Annotated in this window: 16 protein-coding genes; 5 read left to right on the top strand and 11 right to left on the bottom strand. The window is 68.1% G+C overall.

The genetic code is table 11. From position 1 onward, the window contains the following. Positions 1-151: 151 nt before the first annotated feature. Complete coding sequence (locus tag U9J39_RS11180) at positions 152-1,207, bottom strand: cyclase family protein (protein WP_326347059.1); 1,056 nt, start codon at positions 1,205-1,207, stop codon at positions 152-154. Positions 1,208-1,583: 376 nt separating this feature from the next. On the opposite strand from U9J39_RS11180, the gene garD reads away from it, so the two are divergent. Then, positions 1,584-3,149, top strand: a complete 1,566-nt coding sequence (garD, locus tag U9J39_RS11185) for a galactarate dehydratase (RefSeq protein ID WP_326347060.1) — start codon at positions 1,584-1,586, stop codon at positions 3,147-3,149. A 9-nt stretch (positions 3,150-3,158) separates the two neighbouring features. On the opposite strand, the gene U9J39_RS11190 is transcribed toward garD, so the two are convergent. Together U9J39_RS11190 and U9J39_RS11195 are read right to left on the bottom strand one after the other, a co-directional pair. After that, complete coding sequence (locus U9J39_RS11190; RefSeq protein ID WP_326347061.1) at positions 3,159-3,392, bottom strand: DUF3820 family protein; 234 nt, start codon at positions 3,390-3,392, stop codon at positions 3,159-3,161. Between the two features lie 58 nt (positions 3,393-3,450). Next, a complete protein-coding gene (locus tag U9J39_RS11195) occupies positions 3,451-4,386 on the bottom strand; it encodes a LysR family transcriptional regulator (protein ID WP_326347062.1) in 936 nt (311 codons plus the stop codon). 86 nt (positions 4,387-4,472) lie between these two features. On the opposite strand from U9J39_RS11195, the gene U9J39_RS11200 reads away from it, so the two are divergent. Continuing rightward, positions 4,473-5,690 (top strand): CaiB/BaiF CoA transferase family protein, encoded by a 1,218-nt coding sequence (locus tag U9J39_RS11200; RefSeq protein WP_115713586.1) that lies wholly within the window; start codon positions 4,473-4,475, stop codon positions 5,688-5,690. Further along, entirely contained in the window at positions 5,683-6,822 is a 1,140-nt protein-coding gene (locus U9J39_RS11205) for an acyl-CoA dehydrogenase family protein (RefSeq protein WP_116314205.1), read from the top strand. Before U9J39_RS11200 ends, U9J39_RS11205 begins: the two co-directional genes overlap by 8 nt. A gap of 27 nt (positions 6,823-6,849) precedes the next feature. On the opposite strand, the gene U9J39_RS11210 is transcribed toward U9J39_RS11205, so the two are convergent. The 8 genes from U9J39_RS11210 to U9J39_RS11245 form a co-directional block, all read right to left on the bottom strand. Further along, positions 6,850-7,560 (bottom strand): ProQ/FinO family protein, encoded by a 711-nt coding sequence (locus tag U9J39_RS11210; RefSeq protein ID WP_326347063.1) that lies wholly within the window; start codon positions 7,558-7,560, stop codon positions 6,850-6,852. 99 nt (positions 7,561-7,659) lie between these two features. Then, complete coding sequence (locus U9J39_RS11215; RefSeq protein ID WP_115700087.1) at positions 7,660-8,004, bottom strand: hypothetical protein; 345 nt, start codon at positions 8,002-8,004, stop codon at positions 7,660-7,662. A 95-nt stretch (positions 8,005-8,099) separates the two neighbouring features. Continuing rightward, the gene (locus U9J39_RS11220; RefSeq protein WP_115683281.1) at positions 8,100-8,975 is read right to left on the bottom strand and encodes an ABC transporter permease subunit; all 876 of its coding nucleotides are present in this window, start codon (positions 8,973-8,975) and stop codon (positions 8,100-8,102) included. Between the two features lie 10 nt (positions 8,976-8,985). Continuing rightward, the gene (locus U9J39_RS11225) at positions 8,986-9,762 is read right to left on the bottom strand and encodes a taurine ABC transporter ATP-binding protein (protein WP_062804169.1); all 777 of its coding nucleotides are present in this window, start codon (positions 9,760-9,762) and stop codon (positions 8,986-8,988) included. A gap of 84 nt (positions 9,763-9,846) precedes the next feature. Further along, a complete protein-coding gene (tauA, locus tag U9J39_RS11230) occupies positions 9,847-10,845 on the bottom strand; it encodes a taurine ABC transporter substrate-binding protein (protein ID WP_326347064.1) in 999 nt (332 codons plus the stop codon). 248 nt (positions 10,846-11,093) lie between these two features. Next, the gene (locus tag U9J39_RS11235) at positions 11,094-12,074 is read right to left on the bottom strand and encodes an ABC transporter substrate-binding protein (protein WP_326347065.1); all 981 of its coding nucleotides are present in this window, start codon (positions 12,072-12,074) and stop codon (positions 11,094-11,096) included. A gap of 121 nt (positions 12,075-12,195) precedes the next feature. Beyond that, positions 12,196-13,605, bottom strand: coding sequence for a hypothetical protein (locus U9J39_RS11240; protein WP_115713580.1), 1,410 nt, complete (start codon positions 13,603-13,605; stop codon positions 12,196-12,198). Between the two features lie 334 nt (positions 13,606-13,939). Next, positions 13,940-14,506, bottom strand: a complete 567-nt coding sequence (locus U9J39_RS11245) for a hypothetical protein (RefSeq protein ID WP_326347066.1) — start codon at positions 14,504-14,506, stop codon at positions 13,940-13,942. A gap of 169 nt (positions 14,507-14,675) precedes the next feature. Here U9J39_RS11245 and U9J39_RS11250 point away from each other — a divergent pair, with 169 nt between their 5' ends. Together U9J39_RS11250 and U9J39_RS11255 are read left to right on the top strand one after the other, a co-directional pair. After that, complete coding sequence (locus tag U9J39_RS11250; RefSeq protein WP_326347067.1) at positions 14,676-15,920, top strand: CaiB/BaiF CoA transferase family protein; 1,245 nt, start codon at positions 14,676-14,678, stop codon at positions 15,918-15,920. Beyond that, complete coding sequence (locus tag U9J39_RS11255; RefSeq protein WP_326347068.1) at positions 15,913-16,680, top strand: enoyl-CoA hydratase/isomerase family protein; 768 nt, start codon at positions 15,913-15,915, stop codon at positions 16,678-16,680. The genes U9J39_RS11250 and U9J39_RS11255 overlap by 8 nt, the downstream gene beginning before the upstream one ends. Positions 16,681-16,688: the final 8 nt, after the last annotated feature.

Consider the following 16,688-nt stretch of genomic DNA (forward strand, 5'->3'; position numbering starts at 1 on the left):
TGAACTGCCGGCGCCTTTAATCGGAGCGGGCCGGGGCGCGTTCATTCCATCTTTTTGGCGCTCGGCCAAAAAGTGACTCGCCGGCTACGCCGGCGAAACAGCCGCGCCCGCCAAGAGCGATCCCAGCCCAAAATGCCGAAGATGGGCACCCTTACACCGTAGCAACCGGCGTAACCGGCGACCCAACCGCCCCGGGCAACCGCAACGGCGGCGCCGTCAACTGGAACCGCGTACGCCGATTCCCCCTCAGCCAGTCCGCCAGCTCCCGCAAGTACCACAGCTCTCCCAACGGCAACCCCAGCTTGAACAGGCAATGGTGATGCAGCGGCAGCAACGGATGGTGCGATTCGCCGTCGGGTGCCGGGCGGGCAGGGTAGCGCTCCACCGCATAGTTATCGGCGATCAGTGCCGCGATGCCAGCATCGGTGATCCAGTTCAGCAGCTTGTCATCACGCCCGTCGAGCGCGCAGCAACTGTGATGCAGCACGGCCTCGTCCGGCTCGCGCTGCATCGACAGCACCACTTCGGCAAAGCCGGTGCGCAGCAGCAGCATGTCGCCGCATTCGACTTCCACCCTGGCGGCCTCCATTGCGCGCATCAGGTCGTCGTAGCCGACATTGCGGAAGTCCATGCCGAAGACATGCGCCAGGTCCACCAGCACGCCGCGTCCCTGCATGCCCTTGACCGCGAAGTTCTCGATGCCGAGCGCGTGCGCCGCGCTGTGATCGTGGCCGCAGGGGTGCGCCGCGAAGTTGTCGTCCTCGGCATAGTCGACCGGGCCGACGATATGCTCGTTGGCGCGGTAGCCGTTGTAGTAGACCCGCTCGGCGCGGCCATCGCCGTCGGCGTCGAAGAGCGCGCCCACATGCGCCAGCGCGTCCCATTGCGTGCTGTACTGCAGGCACATCAGCACCTGGTCGTCGCTGATCACATCAGTGGCGGCAGGATCCATCTTTGCCAGCGGGAAGTTGGTGTACGGCGCGTCGTCACGGAAGGTCGGCCGCAGCACCGGCGGATGACGGCGCGGATTGAGCTTGTTGCCGCCAGGGTAGTCCAGCGGCAGCGACAGGCAGAAGCTCAGGCCGGCCTGCACCTCGCGCGCGCCCTTGATGACCTGCTCGGGCCCGATCAGGTTGATGCGGCCGAGCTGGTCGTCGGGGCCAAAATCTCCCCAGTTGGAACCTTGCGGACGTTGCTTCCAGCGCATGAGTCATGCCTCCTGTCGTGTATCTGGCCGTGCTGAACGACCAGCGATGCGGAATGGAACGGGGAGCCGGACCATACGTTGCGCATGGCCGGCGCGTCGATTCGCCGGCCTCGTATGCATGAAACCGGTTGCACCCTTATAGGCCATGCTGGCGGTGACGGTCATTATGCGGTGCAGCACAAGCCCCTCGCGTAGGGACGTGGTGCGCCTTCTCTTCATATGTTGTCATACAACATGACGCGCATGTGAGGAGGTCTTCCCCCGGAAATGCCGGGGAATTTAGGGATAACCCGCACCCAGATTGGAGTCGAACCGGATAGAATGTTGTCAGACAACGTAACACATGCTCTGATCACGTTTCGGGGCTGGAGAGAACATGGCAGCAGCACCTACAGTGGCCCCGCAGGCGGCGCGCCCCCTCTACATTGCGATGCACGCCGCCGACAACGTCGCCATCGTCGCCAATGACGGCGGCCTGCCGGCAGGCACCACGTTCCCGTGCGGCCTGGTGCTGGCCGAAGCCGTCCCGCAAGGCCACAAGGTCGCGCTGGCCGACCTGCGCGAAGGCGACGCGGTGTTCCGCTACAACGTGGTGATCGGCTACGCGCTCAAGTACCTGCCGCGCGGCAGCTGGGTCAATGAGCGCGTGATCCGCATGCCGGACGCGCCCGGGCTGGAGGACCTGCCGGTCGGCACGCGCGTGACGCCGCTGCCGCCGCTGGAGGGCTATACCTTCGAGGGCTATCGCAATGCCGACGGCTCGGTCGGCACGCGCAACATCCTGGGCATTACGACCACGGTGCAATGCGTCGAGGGCGTGGTCGAGTTCGCGGTGCGACGCATCAAGGAAGAACTGCTGCCGCAGTACCCCAACGTCGACGACGTGGTCGGCCTGGAACACACCTATGGCTGCGGCGTGGCCATCGACGCGCCCGACGCCGGCATCCCGATCCGCACCATCCGCAATATCGCGCTGAACCCCAACTTCGGCGGCGAGGTGATGATCGTCAGCCTGGGCTGCGAAAAGCTGCAGCCGGCGCGCCTGATCGGCGCCGGCACCATTCCGATCCAGAAGGCCGGCGAGCCCGACGTGGTCTGCCTGCAGGACGAGCAGCACGTGGGCTTCGCCTCGATGATCGAATCGATCATGGCCACGGCGGAAAAGCATCTCGCGCGCCTGAACGCGCGCCGGCGCGAGACCTGCCCGGCGTCGGACCTGGTGGTGGGGGTCCAGTGCGGCGGCAGCGATGCGTTCTCCGGCGTCACCGCCAACCCGGCGGTGGGTTTTGCCACCGACCTGCTGGTGCGCGCCGGCGCCACGGTGATGTTCTCCGAGGTGACCGAGGTGCGCGACGGCATCGACCAGCTCACCGCACGCGCCGCCACGCCCGAGGTGGCGCAGGCGCTGGTGCGCCAGATGGCCTGGTATGACCAATACCTGGAGCGAGGGCAGGTCGACCGCAGTGCCAACACCACGCCGGGCAACAAGAAGGGTGGCCTGTCCAACATCGTCGAAAAGGCGATGGGCTCGATCGTCAAGTCCGGTACCGGGCCGATCCACGGCGTCAGCGGCCCGGGGGAAAAGGTCACGCAGAAAGGCCTGATCTATGCCGCCACGCCCGCCGGCGACTTTGTCTGCGGCACGCTGCAACTGGCCGCCGGCATGAACCTGCACGTGTTCACCACCGGACGCGGTACGCCATACGGCCTGGCGGAAGTGCCGGTGGTCAAGGTCTCCACCCGCAATGACCTGGCGCGGCGCTGGCACGACCTGATGGATATCAACGCCGGCCGCATCGCCACCGGCGAAGCAACCATCGAGGAAGTGGGCTGGGAGCTGTTCCACACGCTGCTGGCCGTGGCCAGCGGCAAGAAGTCATGGGCGGAGCATTGGCAGATCCGCAATGCGCTGGTGTTGTTCAATCCGGCGCCGGTGACTTGAAGGCTGGATTTACTCGGGCGATGCGTGGCCCCGCAACGGCTTCAGCAAATACGCCAGCCCGTTGTGATCCAGTTCATGCATCAGCGCCAGCAGCGCGCCGATCTGTCCCGGCGGAAAGCCTTCGCGCGCGAACCAGTTCAGGTAATTGCCAGGCAGGTCGGCGATCAGCGTGCCTTTGTGCTTGCCAAAGGGCATGGTGACGGTGACCAGCCGTTTCAGGGCGTCGGCGTCGAAATCGGGCATGGGAGCAAGCCAGTCGGAAAGCGCCACGCTACCACAGTCGCGCCCGCGGTAGCCGGGCTCAGGAAGCGCGGGGGCGCGCACGGGCTGAGGCGGCGGTTGCCTCCGCCACGGCGGCGCGCACGCATTCGGCCAGCAGTTCCGACGCACGGGACCGCGTGGCGCGCGCCGCGCGGGCGATCACCAGCGGCTGGCGCACGGTCTCTTCGCGTATCGGTTTTTCCACCACGGCGGCGATCTGGGATGACGCGGGCGCCTGCGTGATCAGCAGCGCCACGCCCAGGCCATTGGCGACCATGCCGCGTGCCAGCTCCAGCGAGGTCGCGCGGTAGCGCACCTCGGGCTGCAGCCCGTATTGCCAGAACGGCGCCATCAGGAATTCGCGGCTGTGCGGCAGGTCGATCAGGATCAGCGGCTCCTGCGCCAGGTCGTGCAGCGAGATGCTGCCACGGCGCCGTGCCAGCCGCGAGCCGGCGGGCACCAGGCCGTAGGGCCGCAGCTCGGCCAGCCGTTCGCGCTCGAGGTCCTCGGGCATGCCGACGTCGTAGCTCAGCGCCAGTTCGATCTGCCCGCCAAGCAACCAGTCTTCCAGCTGGGCCAGGTCGCCCTCGACAAAACGCACCGCCAGGTTCGGATAACGCTCGCGCGCCATGCGCAGCACCACCGGCAGGTAGACCGGCGCCAGCGTGCGGAACACCCCGATCTGCACTTCGCCGGCCGCGCCGTCGCCGCGCTTGTCGACTTCAAACGCCGTGGCCGCGCCCAGGATGTGGCGCGCTTCCGCCAGCTTGCGCGCGCCGAAGCGGGTCAGGGTCATGCGCGCGCCGGCGTCGCGGGCGAACAGGGCTTCCTCGAACAGCGTCTCCAGCTCGCGGATGGCCACGGAGATGGACGGCTGCGACACGTTCAGCAGCCGCGCCGCCGCCGTGGTGCTGCCGGTTTCCGCGGTCGCGGCGAAGTAGCGCAACCGCCGCAGCGAGATGCGGGAGACAGGCATCAGGAAATCCTATAGGTGCTAGTCGAATTCCATATTTTACTTGATAGCTTGCGCTGCGCAGAATCTAGGCACTGAAACGCAAGCCCATGCGCTTGCAAGCCATCGAGGAGCAAGCCTTGGACCCTTCCAGCAATTCCAACCATTCCAACCTGCCGCTGGCCGGCATCCGTGTGATCGACTTTTCGCGGGTGCTGGCCGGCCCTTACTGCACGGCGCTGCTGGGCGACCTCGGCGCCGAGGTGATCAAGGTCGAGCCGCCGGGCGGCGACGACTACCGCGCCGTCGGGCCCTTCGTCGATGGCAGGAGCGGGTTGTTCTCGGCGATGAACCGCAACAAGCAGAGCATCGTCATCGACCTGAAGACCGCAGCGGGGCTGGAACTGGCGCGCAAGCTGTGCGAGCGCGCCGACGTGGTGGTGGAGAACTTCCGCCCTGGCGTGGCGGACAAGCTCGGCATCGGCTACGAGGCGCTGCGGGCCCTGAATCCGTCGCTGGTCTACGCCAGCGTGTCGGGCTTCGGCCAGACCGGGCCGGAATCGCACCGGCCGGCCTACGACATCATCCTGCAGGCGATGTGCGGGCTGATGGACGCCACCGGCGCGCCGGACGGCGCGCCGACCATGCTTGGCGAGGCGGTCTCCGATGCGGTCAGCGGGCTCTTCGCCTCATGGGGCGTGCTGGCCGCGCTGCTGGCGCGCGCAAAGAACGGGCGCGGCACGCATGTCGATGTGTCGATGTTCGACGCCACGCTGAGCCTGAGCGCGACGCTGGTGGCGCGCTATGCCGCCACCGGGCGGGCGCCGCAACGGGTGGGCAACCGCCATCCCTCGTCCGCGCCGTTCGGCGTGTACCGCGCCGCGGATGGCTTCTACGTGGTGGCGGTGCTCAACAACAAGCTGTTCCACACGCTGGCCGAGACCATCGGCTGTCCGGAGATGGCGCACGACCCGCGCTTTGCCGATGACGAATCGCGCTGCCGCTTCGAGCCCGCGCTGCGCGCGGGCCTGGAAGCATGGTCGTCAGGCCGCTCCGTCGCCGAGGTGAACCGCCTGCTGGGCGCGGCGGGCATTCCGGTCGCGCCGATCCGCAATGTCAGGCAGGCGCTGGAGAGCGAACAGGCCGTCCATCGCGGCCTGCTGACCGAAGTGGCCGGGCCGGATGGAAGCACGGTGCGGCTGCCGTCGCAGCCGGTGAAGTTCTCGGGCTATGGCCCCAACCGTGTCACGCCCGCGCCTGAGTTGGGGCAGCACACCGAGGCCATCCTGGCCGCGCACGATTTCAGCAAGGAGACACAACATGCTTAAACGTTTGGGCGTCGAGCCGGGCGACCTGGAAATCGCCGATGCCATCGGCCGCTTCGCGCAGAGCGAACTGGCGCCAAAGGCGGCCGAAGTGGACCGCGCGGAAACGTCCACCACGCGCTATGTGCCGCAACTGGCCGAACTCGGCCTGATGGGGATGAACCTGCCGGAACGCTGGGGCGGCACGGAAACTTCGCCGGTGGCGCTGATCCTGTCGCTGGTGGAGGTTGCCAAGGCCTGCGCGTCGACGTCATCGATGCTCGGCGCGCACTACCTGGCCACCGATTCCATCCTGATCGGCGGCGACGACAGCCAGCGTGCACGCTACCTGCCCGACGCGGCGGCCGGCACGCGGCTGGGCGCCTTCGCGCTGACCGAGCCGCGCGCCGGGTCCAACCCGGCCGACATGGCCACGCGCGCCACGCCGGAAGGCGATGGCTACCGGCTGCGCGGGGTCAAGCACTTTATTTCCAATGCCGAGGCGGCGGACTTTATCGTGGTCTATGCCAAGACCGATCCGGCCGCAGGCACGCGCGGCATCAGCGCCTTCGTGGTGGACCGCCGCAGCGACGGCGTACAGGTGGCGCCGGCCGAGAAACTGATGGGCATCCACGGCGCACCGGCCCATGAAGTTGCTCTCGACTGCTTCGTGCCCGCCGCCAACCGGCTCGGGCCGGAGGGCACGGGATTCCGCACCGCGATGAAGGTGCTGGACAACAGCCGGCTCGACGTCGCCGCCACCAGCCTGGGCATTGCCGAGGCGGCACTGGCCTGCGCAGTGGACTGGGCCCGGCAGCGCCTGGTGGGCGGCGAGCCGCTGGCGCGCAAGCAGGGCCTGCAATGGATGTTCGCGGACATGCGCACGCGGCTGGAGGCGGCCTGGCTGCTGACACTGCAGGCCGCGGCGCGGCGTCGCGACGGCGAGCCCTTTACCGAGCAGGCGTCGATGGCCAAGCTCTATGCCTCGGAGATGGTGGGATTCGTCACCGATGCCGCGCTGCAGATCCACGGCGGCTATGGCTTCACGCGCGAAATGCCGCTGGAGCGCCTGGTGCGCGATGCGCGCATCCTGCGCATCTACGAGGGCTCGTCGGAAATCCAGCGGACGGTGATCGCGCGCGCGGTGCTCGGATAGGCGCCGGCGGACGGCCGGCGGCGCGGATCAGGGCGTTTCCGGGGTATCAGGCGTAGCCGGCGTTGCCGGTGCCTGCGCCTCGCCAGGCGCCTCGTTCGACTCCGCCGCGGCCGGCGCGGCAGGAGCTGCAGGAGCGGCTGTCGCTGCAGCCTTGCCCTTCTGGCGCGCGGCGCCGGCGCGGCGCGCCTTCAGTTGCTGGGCGCGCTTGGCATCCGCCAGCGTGACCACGCCGGCCTCGTTGCCATCCAGGTCCAGCCGCTTGGCGCCTTCCACCATGCACGACCAGTAGCGCGCGCCGCTGCACCACGTGCGGATTGCCTCGCGCAGCTCGGCCTCGTCCAGGCCGAGCTTGCCGGCGTGCTGGGTCAGGTCTTCGAAGGTGCCGATCTTCAGCGGCACCTTGGGGGCCGGGTTCTTGGGGAAGGCCTTGGGGAAGTGCTTCTGCAGCCGGGCAATGGAATGCACCACCGGATCGACCTGCTTGGCCGGCGCCGCGGCAGGCGCCGCGCGGCGGCCCTTGGCGCCCGCGGGCGTGTCCGCGCCGGCGCCGGCACGCTCGCCGTCACGGGGGCGCTTCGGCGCGCCCTTGGATGCGCCCTTGGACGTGCCCTTCGATGCGTCGCCGGTGGCGCCGCCGGTCGCGCCTTGGCGCGGGCCCTTGCGCTCGCCCTTCCTGGATTCGGCGGCCGCCTTCTTGGCGAGTTGGTCCCTGAGTGCTGCCAGTTGTTCGAAGCCCATGATGTCTGCCGTTGTGTGAACCGGGATTGTATCAAGGCCGGGAGGCGGGCATGCCCGGCGGCGTCGGGCGGCTTTTGCAGCGGGCGCAGCACACGGCGCCTACGGCCTGGCGCGGGCTTGGGCCGCGAAGGTCCGCCACTCCCGGAACACGGCGTCCAGGCAGGCGGCCGTGTCGCAACGGTCACGCTTGTTCCGGAACGCGGCGATGTCTGCGTCGGTGATGGCGCCCGCCTTGAGCAGCCGTTGCTGGTCGGCGTAAATGCGTTGGTAGCCCATGGAAAACAGCGCGGATTCGCAGACCAGCCGCTGCGCCTGGGTGGCGACGGCCGGTCTGGCGGACGGGTCGCAATCGATATCGGTGGCCCGGGCGCTGCCCAGGCTGAGCAGACCGGCTGCGACCACGCAAAGGCGGGCGAGGGGGGAGAGGGAAGGACAGCGGTTCATGGCGGGCTTGCAGGAGTCGCCGGGCCACGCCCGGCGAGGTGCCCGCCATGTTACAGCGCAACCGGCCCCGCAGGCTTGCCGCGGGGCCGCCGGCATCACATCCTGCCCTTCCAGGGCACCAGCCACTTGGCCAGCTTGCGCATCAGCAGGTCGAACACATAGGCGATCAGCCCGATCAGCACGATGCCCATGATCACCACGTCGGTGCGCAGGAAGTTGGATGCATTGAGCACCATCTGGCCCAGCCCGGCCGTGGCCGCGACCATCTCGGCGGCGACCAGCGTGGTCCAGCCAAAGCCGATGGCGATGCGCATGCCGGTCAGGATATCGGGCAGCGCCGCCGGGATCACCACATGGCGCACCACCTGCCACGGGCTCGCGCCCATCGAATAGGCGGCGTTGATCTGCTCGATCGTAACCGAGCGCACCCCGGCCTGCGCCGACATCGCCAGCGGCGCGAAGCAGGCCAGGAAGATCAGCAGCACCTTGGAGGTCTCGTCGATGCCGAACCAGATCACGATCAGCGGCAGGTAGGCCAGCGGCGGCAGCGGGCGGTAGAACTCGATCGGCGGATCGAAGATGCCGCGGGCGATGCGCGACACGCCCATCATCACGCCGATCGGCACCGCGGTGGCGACCGCCAGCGCGAAGGCGCCGAACACGCGCAGCATGCTCGCGGCGAAATGCTCGGTCAGCGGCTGGCCGCCCTGCAGGTTGCCCTGCCAGGCATCGATAAAGGCGGTGAAGATCGACTCGGGCGTGGGCAGGAACAGCGGCGGCAGCCAGCGCAGGTGGCTGGCCAGCCACCACAGCGCCAGCAGCAGCACCACGGTGATGGTGGAAATGCGCGAGCTCGATCCTTCCCCAGGCAGGCGGTAGCCCGACACGGTCTTCATGGGGCGGCTTGGTGCGGCCGCGGACGCCGCGGGGGCATGCGGCGGCGGCTCGATGCGTTGGACGGTAGCGGACATCTGCTTCTCCTCAGGCGGTGGCATGGATCAGGTCGACGATCTCTTCGCGGTAGCGGATGAACTCGGGGTCGGACTTGACCGCGCGGGCGTCGCCGCATTCGATGAAGCGGCGTGCGAACGGCAGTTCATAGGTGTGGGCGATGCGTCCGGGCGAGGGCGTCATCACGATCAGCCGCGTGGCCAGGAACAGCGCCTCTTCCACGCTGTGCGTGATGAAGAAGACGATCTTCTGCTCGCGCGCCCACAGCTTCAGGATCAGCGCCTGGATCGACTCGCGCGTGAGCGCGTCGAGCGCGCCCAGCGGCTCGTCCATCAGCATCACCGCCGGATCGCAGGCGAGCGCGCGGGCAATGCCCACGCGCTGCTGCATGCCGCCCGAGAGCTGGTAGACCGGCTTGGCGGCGACGCTTTCCAGCCCCACCGCGGCCAGCTTCTCATGGGCGATGCGCAGCCGCTCGGCACGGTTGACGCCGCGCAGGCGCAGGCCCAGCGCGACGTTGTCCTCGACGCTGAGCCACGGCATCAACGCATGCTTCTGGAACACCACGCCGCGCTCGGCGCCGGGGCCGTGCACGGGCTTGCCGCTCAGCCGGATCTCGCCCTCCGACGGCTCCATGAAGCCTGCAATGCACGACAGCAGGGTGGTCTTGCCGCAGCCCGAGGCACCCAGCGCGACCACGAAATCGCCGCGCTCCATGGTGAGGTTGACCTGCGACAGTGCCAGCGTCTTCGCGCCGCCGGCCGTGCCGTAGTTGACACTGACATTATCGATTTCGAGTTGGTACATGATGGGCTTCCGCAACAGGATCTACGGGACCGCCGCATGCAACAGGGGGCGCGGCGGCCAGCTTCAGCGACTTGGGGGCCGGGGTCAGCGCAGCGCCCGCTTTGCCCATTCCGCGTTGACGCCGGGGCCGTAGTCCGGCAGCACGGTCTGGATGGTGCCCTGCTCCTTGAGGAACTGCGCCGCCGACTGCAGCGCGCGCGCCGCGCCGCCGCCGAGCCAGCGCTCCGAGACCTGCTCCTGCAGCGTGGGAAAGCTGTACAGCGCCATGCTGGCCGGCACGGTCTCGGGCTTGGCCCCGGAGACCTTGGCCACGGCCTTCACCATGGGCGAATCCGCGGTCCACGTCGCCTTGTTCTTGCGGTAGTTCTCATCCGCCGCGGCCAGCACGCGCACCAGCTTGACCATGAACTCGGGGTTCTCGCGCGCGAACTTCTTGTTGGCGATCATGCCGTCGAAGGTCGCCTTGCCGGTGTCGGCGGCAATCTGTCCCGAGGTGGTCAGCACCGTGCCGGACTGCTTGAGCTTGGCCAGCACCGGATCCCAGATAAAGGTGGCGTCGATATCGCCGCGCTCCCAGGCTGCGGCGACCTCGGGCGGGCGCATATTGACGATGCGCACGTCCTTCGGATTGATCTTCGCGCGCTCCAGCGCGACCAGCGTGTGGTAGTGCGTGGTCGACACGAACGGCACGCCGATGCGCTTGCCCTTCAGGTCGGCGACGCTGGCGATCTTGCTGCCGTTGCGCGCGACCATGGCCTCGGCCGCGTTGATATCGTCCAGGATCCAGAACAGCTCGACATCGAGTCCTTGCGACAGTGCCGAGGCGATCGGCGAGGTGCCGGCTTCGCCGATGGCGATCTGGCCCGAGGCCATGGCGCGGATCACATCGCCGCCGCCGCCGAACTGCCGGAACGAGACCGTGTAGCCGGTCTGCTTTTCCAGCTCCTTCATGTCCTGCGCATAGCGCCAGGGCACGACCATGTCCTGGTAAGCAATCACTACATTCTTGCTTTGGGCATGTGCGGCCGGCACCAGCGCCGCCGCCAGCGCGAAATACATCGCAATCTGCTTGATCCACCGCATGGTTGTGCTCCTCGGATGAGAAATGGGTTTGGGGGTCACGGCTTTATAGGTGAGCCCGATTCCGGGCCTATAGGACCAGTTGCCGGAATTCGGTGGGGCCAGAACCGGCCGCGCGCGCGCAGGCCGCGCCGGACCGCGGGGAGCGGTGGCGCGGGGCTGCGTCAATCATGGAATTCCTTTACCGGCCGGGGCCGGTGCCGGGATCGCGCCAGCGCCACTTGCGGCGTCAACGCGCCAGGCGCGGGCGCTCAGGCGCTCAGGGAGAACCCGGAGTCGAAGGTCTGGCGCACATCGAGCCGCTGCCTGAGCAGGCCGGCCTTCAGGTAGAAATCGGCGGTGCGCTGCTGCTCGGCGATCAGCTCTGCGTCGATGCCGCGCCACTGCGTGCGGCGCCGCTCGAACTGCAGCCGCGCCGCCTGCGGCGAGATGCCGATGATGCGGGCCAGCGTCGCCGAGAACTCCGGCACATGCTGGTAGGACCATTGCTGCGCGCGCACCACGCGGTGCAGGAAGTCCTGCAGCACCGCGCGCTTGTTTGCCAGCGCGGCATCGGTCGCGGCCAGGTAGCTGAGGCCGGACCACAGCCCGCGGCCGTTGACCAGCACGCGCGCGTGCTGGCTGGTTTCGGCCATCGCGGTATACGGCTCCCACGTGGCCCAGGCATCGATCGAGCCGCTGCTCAGCGCCAGCTTGGCATCCGCGGGCGGCAGGAAGCGCAGGTTGGCGTCTTCCGGCTTCAGTCCGGCCGATTCCAGCGCCTTGAGCGCGATCAGGTGCCCGATCGAGCCGCGGTTGGTGCCGATGCTCTTGCCTTTCAGGTCGACCGCCTGCCGCAGTGGCGAGTCGGGCCGCACCAGCACCGCGGTGCCGTAGGGGTCAGAGCGGTTTGCGCCGATCAGCCGGATGCGCGTGCCCGCGGCCAGCGCGAAGATGGCCGGCGCGTCGCCGATCGGGCCGCTGTCGACGGCGCCCGCATTGAGCGCCTCGGCCAGCGGTGCCGCGGCGGGAAATTCAGTCCATTGGATGTCGTAGCCCAGGCCCTCGAGCGCATTGGCGGACTCGAGCAGGGCGCGCAGGCCGCCCTTCTGGTCGCCGGCCTTCAGCACCCGGCGTCCCTGTGCGTGCGCGTGGCCGGCCGCGAAGGTGGTGAACTCAAGGAGAGGGCCGGCGGCAAGCGCCGCCGTGGTAGCGGCGCCGCGGCGCAGGAACTGGCGTCGGGAAGCGGTCATGGTGTTCGGGGCGTTCGAGGTCAGAACCCCCGAACGTACGCGGACCGCGCCCCTGCACCAACGAATAAATCCGCGCTTCGATATGCGGGCACACGGCGCGCCAGGGCCGCCGTGGATGGGCTCAATCGAGTCCGGTGGACTCCGCCGGATCCCGTTGCGAACGGATGTCCTCCGGACTGAGCAGGATGTAGCCCAGCGACTTGAGCAGCTGCACGGCCTCCAGTTCGGCGTCGAGATACACCGGGCGTTCCAGGGTGCGCGCGCGCTGCGCTGGCAGCGGCCCCGGGGCGCTGCCGTACGCGGCCAATGGCGCCAGTGGCGCCGAGTCCTGCAGCCAGCGCGCGGTCAGGATGCGGCAGTGCTCCAGGTTGGGTTTCCACGATACGTCGACGGCCGCATTGAACCGGCCGGTGCAAAGGCGCAGCCGCTTCAGCGCTTTCAGCCAGCCGACGAAGGCCTCGGGCTCGGCCGGCTGGTAGCCGCGCAGCAGGGTCGCGAGATAGTCCTGCGCGGTGCCGCCGTCCAGCGCCGGGTCGTCGTCGAGCAAGGCAATTTCAAGCGCCACGTGCTTGCGGCCGTCGTGGTCATAGATGGTGCATTCGCTATCGACCACGCCTTCGCGCAGCAGCTCGCACAAGAGCGCCCAGGCCCTGGGGTTCTTGTCGAGCCGGTTCTCCAGCGTGGGGTCGATGCGGGCGAGCAGTTCCGGCATGGCGCGCATCTCGCCGGACTGGGCTGCTGCCGCAAACGCCATCGCGTTGGCCGAAGGCTTGTCCCCGTGTGCAATCCGTTGCAGCGAGGCATCCTTGAGTTCGCCGATTTCCGCGGCGGTGTCCACCGCGTGCATCCACGCATAGTCTTCCAGGCTGGCGCACAGCTTGCGCGCGGCCCGCGCCAGCTGGCCGGCCAGCGACTGGACAAAACTGGTGCACAGCGCGCAGCGGCATTCGAGCCGGCCCGCGTGCAGGAAGCCGGCATAGAGCCGCTCCTGGTGTCCGCAATGCGCGCATTCGAGCGAAAAGCCGCCCTGGCGCACCGGCCGCTGCGATGCCAGCAAACCATCGACCTGATACTGCGCCCGGCCGCCGCAGCATGGACACAGCCATTGCAGCTTGTGCGCGCCGTCGCGCGCGGCGGCGGCGCGCTCGAACTGGCGCGCGATGGCGCTGCGCGGGATGCCCTGGGCGCGCCCGACCACATCGGCGCAATAGCCCCAGTAGCAGTACGAGTGGGCCAGCGCGGCCTGGTCCGCGGATAGCTGCCGCAAAGCCGGCAGCACGGCCGGGCTGCGGCGGATCTCGGGCGCGAGGGCGTCGATCAGCTCCGGCCCGCCCGGCATCGCGGCGTCCAGGGCGGCGCGGCTTTGCTCCAGGAAATCGGGCACGTAGACCCGACGGATGAAATCCTCGTTCTCCAGCCAGAACAGGTGGCCCGGAAGCGCTTCCAGTGCCTCGATGCCGTCCCTGACTTCTGTCATGCCGGCGCAGGCGAGAAACGTGAACGGCTTACTAAACAGGAATTGGTCTGTCATGTTGTCGTCAACGGCGCATCCCGCCCACGAGCCCCCACATGCTCGTGTGCGATCGATCCACCCCGTGACTCAGGCCAAGGCAATGCGCGGAAGGCGCCAGCCGTGCGGCGCGCTCCCCCGCTTGGGGGACTTGCCCCTTGTTGTTGTTCATTGTGCGAATGCGGTGCGGATTTCTCCCCGCCGCATTGGCAAGCATAGGCGACACCGCGGCTTCGACCCAAAGGAATCGAGAAGCGTTGCGCCATGGCCAGCCCCGCGCAGCCAGGGCGAGCAGTGATGATCTCGGCGCCCGGAGGCCCTGGCGACTCGGCCCGGCCGAGTCGCCGGCGCGCCGCTACAGCGGTGCAGGCTGGGGCGGTGCCGCGGTGGCCGCCGTGGCGGGCTGCTTGCCGCCGCCGCTGTAAGAGAAATACCGGGCCTTGGCGCCCCTGGCCCAGTAAGCCACGGTGAAATGCCTGCTGTCGCGCCCGTAGAGCAGTTCCAGGCTGCCATTGGCGGCACTCCATTCGGCATAGCCGTTCTCCGCCGCGCCTTCGGTCTTGCGCACGGCGGCATAGCGCTCGTCCAGTTTCCTGCGCACTTCTTCCATGGCGGGGCGCTCGAAGGTCATGGTGATCAGCGCCACCGCATCCTGCGCATCGCAGTTCAGCACTACGCGCGACAGGCCGGGTAGGTGGAAGCGCTCCAGGTGCTTCAGTTCCACCGTATCGCCGCCGGCCCATTCGGAGGTGCCGGTTTTTGCATGGTTGTGCGGCGGCGACAGGCGCGAGCACCTGGCCTTGCCCAACTCCAGGCCCAGTGGCGCTGCCGTATTGCCGGCGGCTTCGGGCTGAGCAGGGGAGGCTGCGTGGGTGGAAACGGACGCCAGCAGTGCGGCGCAGGCCAGGATGAACGGCTTCATGTTAAGGCGGGAAAGGACTTTCAAGGTCTTGATAAAAGTTGTCAGGGGGGATTCTAAGGCCTTCGTGCCGACGGCCGTCCACCGAGGCGCCTGCAAATGGCCTTGCACCTCCGGGGTGGCTGCCATATAGTTCTATACATAGAACTATAGAAACAAGACAGGAGCAAGGATGGAGACAGGCACAGGGGCGCTGGCTGGCGTCAAAGTCGTGGACATCACGGCGGTATTCATGGGGCCCTCCGCCACGCAGATGCTTGGCGACCTGGGTGCGGACGTGATCAAGGTGGAGCCGCCCGCAGGCGACAGCACCCGCGGCATCGGGCCCTGTGGCAAGGACAAGATGGGGCCGCTGTTTCTGGGACTGAACCGAAACAAGCGCAGCATCGTGCTGGACCTGAAGTCGCCGCAGGGGCGCGAAGCGCTGCTGCGGCTGGTCGAGAGCGCGGACGTGCTCGCCTACAACGTGCGACCGCAGGCCATGCAGCGCCTGGGCCTGGACTACGAGACGCTGGCGCAGGTCAATCCGCGCTTGCTCTATGTCGGCATGTTCGGTTTTTCGCAGCGCGGGCGCTATGCCGCCCACGCGGCGTTCGATGACCTGATCCAGGCGGCGACCGGCCTGCCGCAGGCCGTCGCGCTGGGAACCGGCGACATGCCGCGCTATCTCCCGCTGACCATCGCGGATCGTTCGGTGGGGCTCTATGCCTTCGGGGTGATCTGCGCCGCCCTCTATGCGCGCGAGCGCACCGGGCGCGGCCAGCGCGTCGACGTGCCGATGTTCGAAACCATGGTGCCCTACGTGATGGGCGACCATCTCTATGGCGAAACCTTCGTGCCGGCCAAGGGCGGATTCGGCTATCCGCGGCTGCTGTCGCCCGAGCGCCGGCCTTACCGGACGCTGGACGGACATGTCTGCTGCCTGATCTACCACGACCACCACTGGCGTGCCTTCCTGGAAGTCATCGGCAAGCCGCAGTTGTACGACAGCGATCCCCGCTTCGCCGACATCACCAGCCGCACGGCACACATTACCGAGCTCTACGGCATGGTCAGCGACGAACTGGCCAGGCGCACCACGCAGGAATGGCAGCAATTGCTGAAAGAAGCGGATATCCCGGTATTTCCCATGCATACCTTTGCATCGCTGCTCGATGACCCGCACCTGCATGATATTGGCTTCTTCCATGAAGCCGATCACCCGGCGGTGGGCCGCATCCGCGAAATGGCCGTGCCCAGCGAATGGCACGGCACGCCGCCGGCGCGGCGCCGCCACGCGCCCTCCCTCGGCGAGCATAGCCGCGAGGTGCTGCGCGAGGCCGGCTACAGCGAAGCCGAGATCGACGGCCTTATGGCGTGCGGCGCTTCCCGGCAAGCGCCGCCGGCAGCGGCGCCATCCGGAGCGGAACATGCATGAAGAACTCCTGAGCGAAGTCCGCGGGGAAGTACTCTGGCTGACGATCAACCGGCCCGAGCGCCGCAACGCCATCAATCCTGCGGTACTGGACGGGCTGCACGCCGGGATCGAGCGTGCCAATGATGACCCCGGCATCCGCGCCGTGGTCATCACCGGCGCGGGCGAGCAGGCTTTCTGTGCGGGCGCCGACCTGCAGAGTGGCAAGGCCTTTGCGTTCGACTACGCGCAGCCGGGCCAGCGGCTTGCCGACCTGCTGCGCCGTGCCAGGCGTTCCAATGTGCCGCTGGTCGCGCGCGTCAATGGTGCTTGCATGGCCGGCGGCATGGGCCTGATGGCCATGTGCGACCTGGCGGTCGCCAGCGATCGGGCGGTGTTCGGCCTGCCCGAGGTCAAGGTGGGCGTCTTCCCGGCGCAGGTGCTGAGCGTGCTGCAGCACCTGGTGCCGCGGCGCGTGCTCAATGAACTCTGCCTGTGTGGCGAGCCGCTGTCCGCGCAGGAAGCCCTGGCGGCCGGACTGGTCAACCATGTCAGCGCGGACCTCGACGGCAAGCTCGACTGGCTGCTGCGCCGGCTGATGGATAACTCGCCCGCGGCGATCCGGCGCGGCCTCTACACCCTCAAGCATATCGACACCATGTCGTTCGAGCAGTCGATGGCATTCACGGAAAGCCAGATCGGCCTGTTCGCCATGACCGAGGACGCGCGCGAGGGGCAGCTCGCCTTCCGCGAAAAGCGCAAGCCGAACTGGACTGGCAGGTAGGCAAGGAG

The organism is Cupriavidus sp. SS-3, from assembly GCF_035818815.1.
Classification (GTDB): Bacteria; Pseudomonadota; Gammaproteobacteria; order Burkholderiales; family Burkholderiaceae; genus Cupriavidus; species Cupriavidus taiwanensis_C.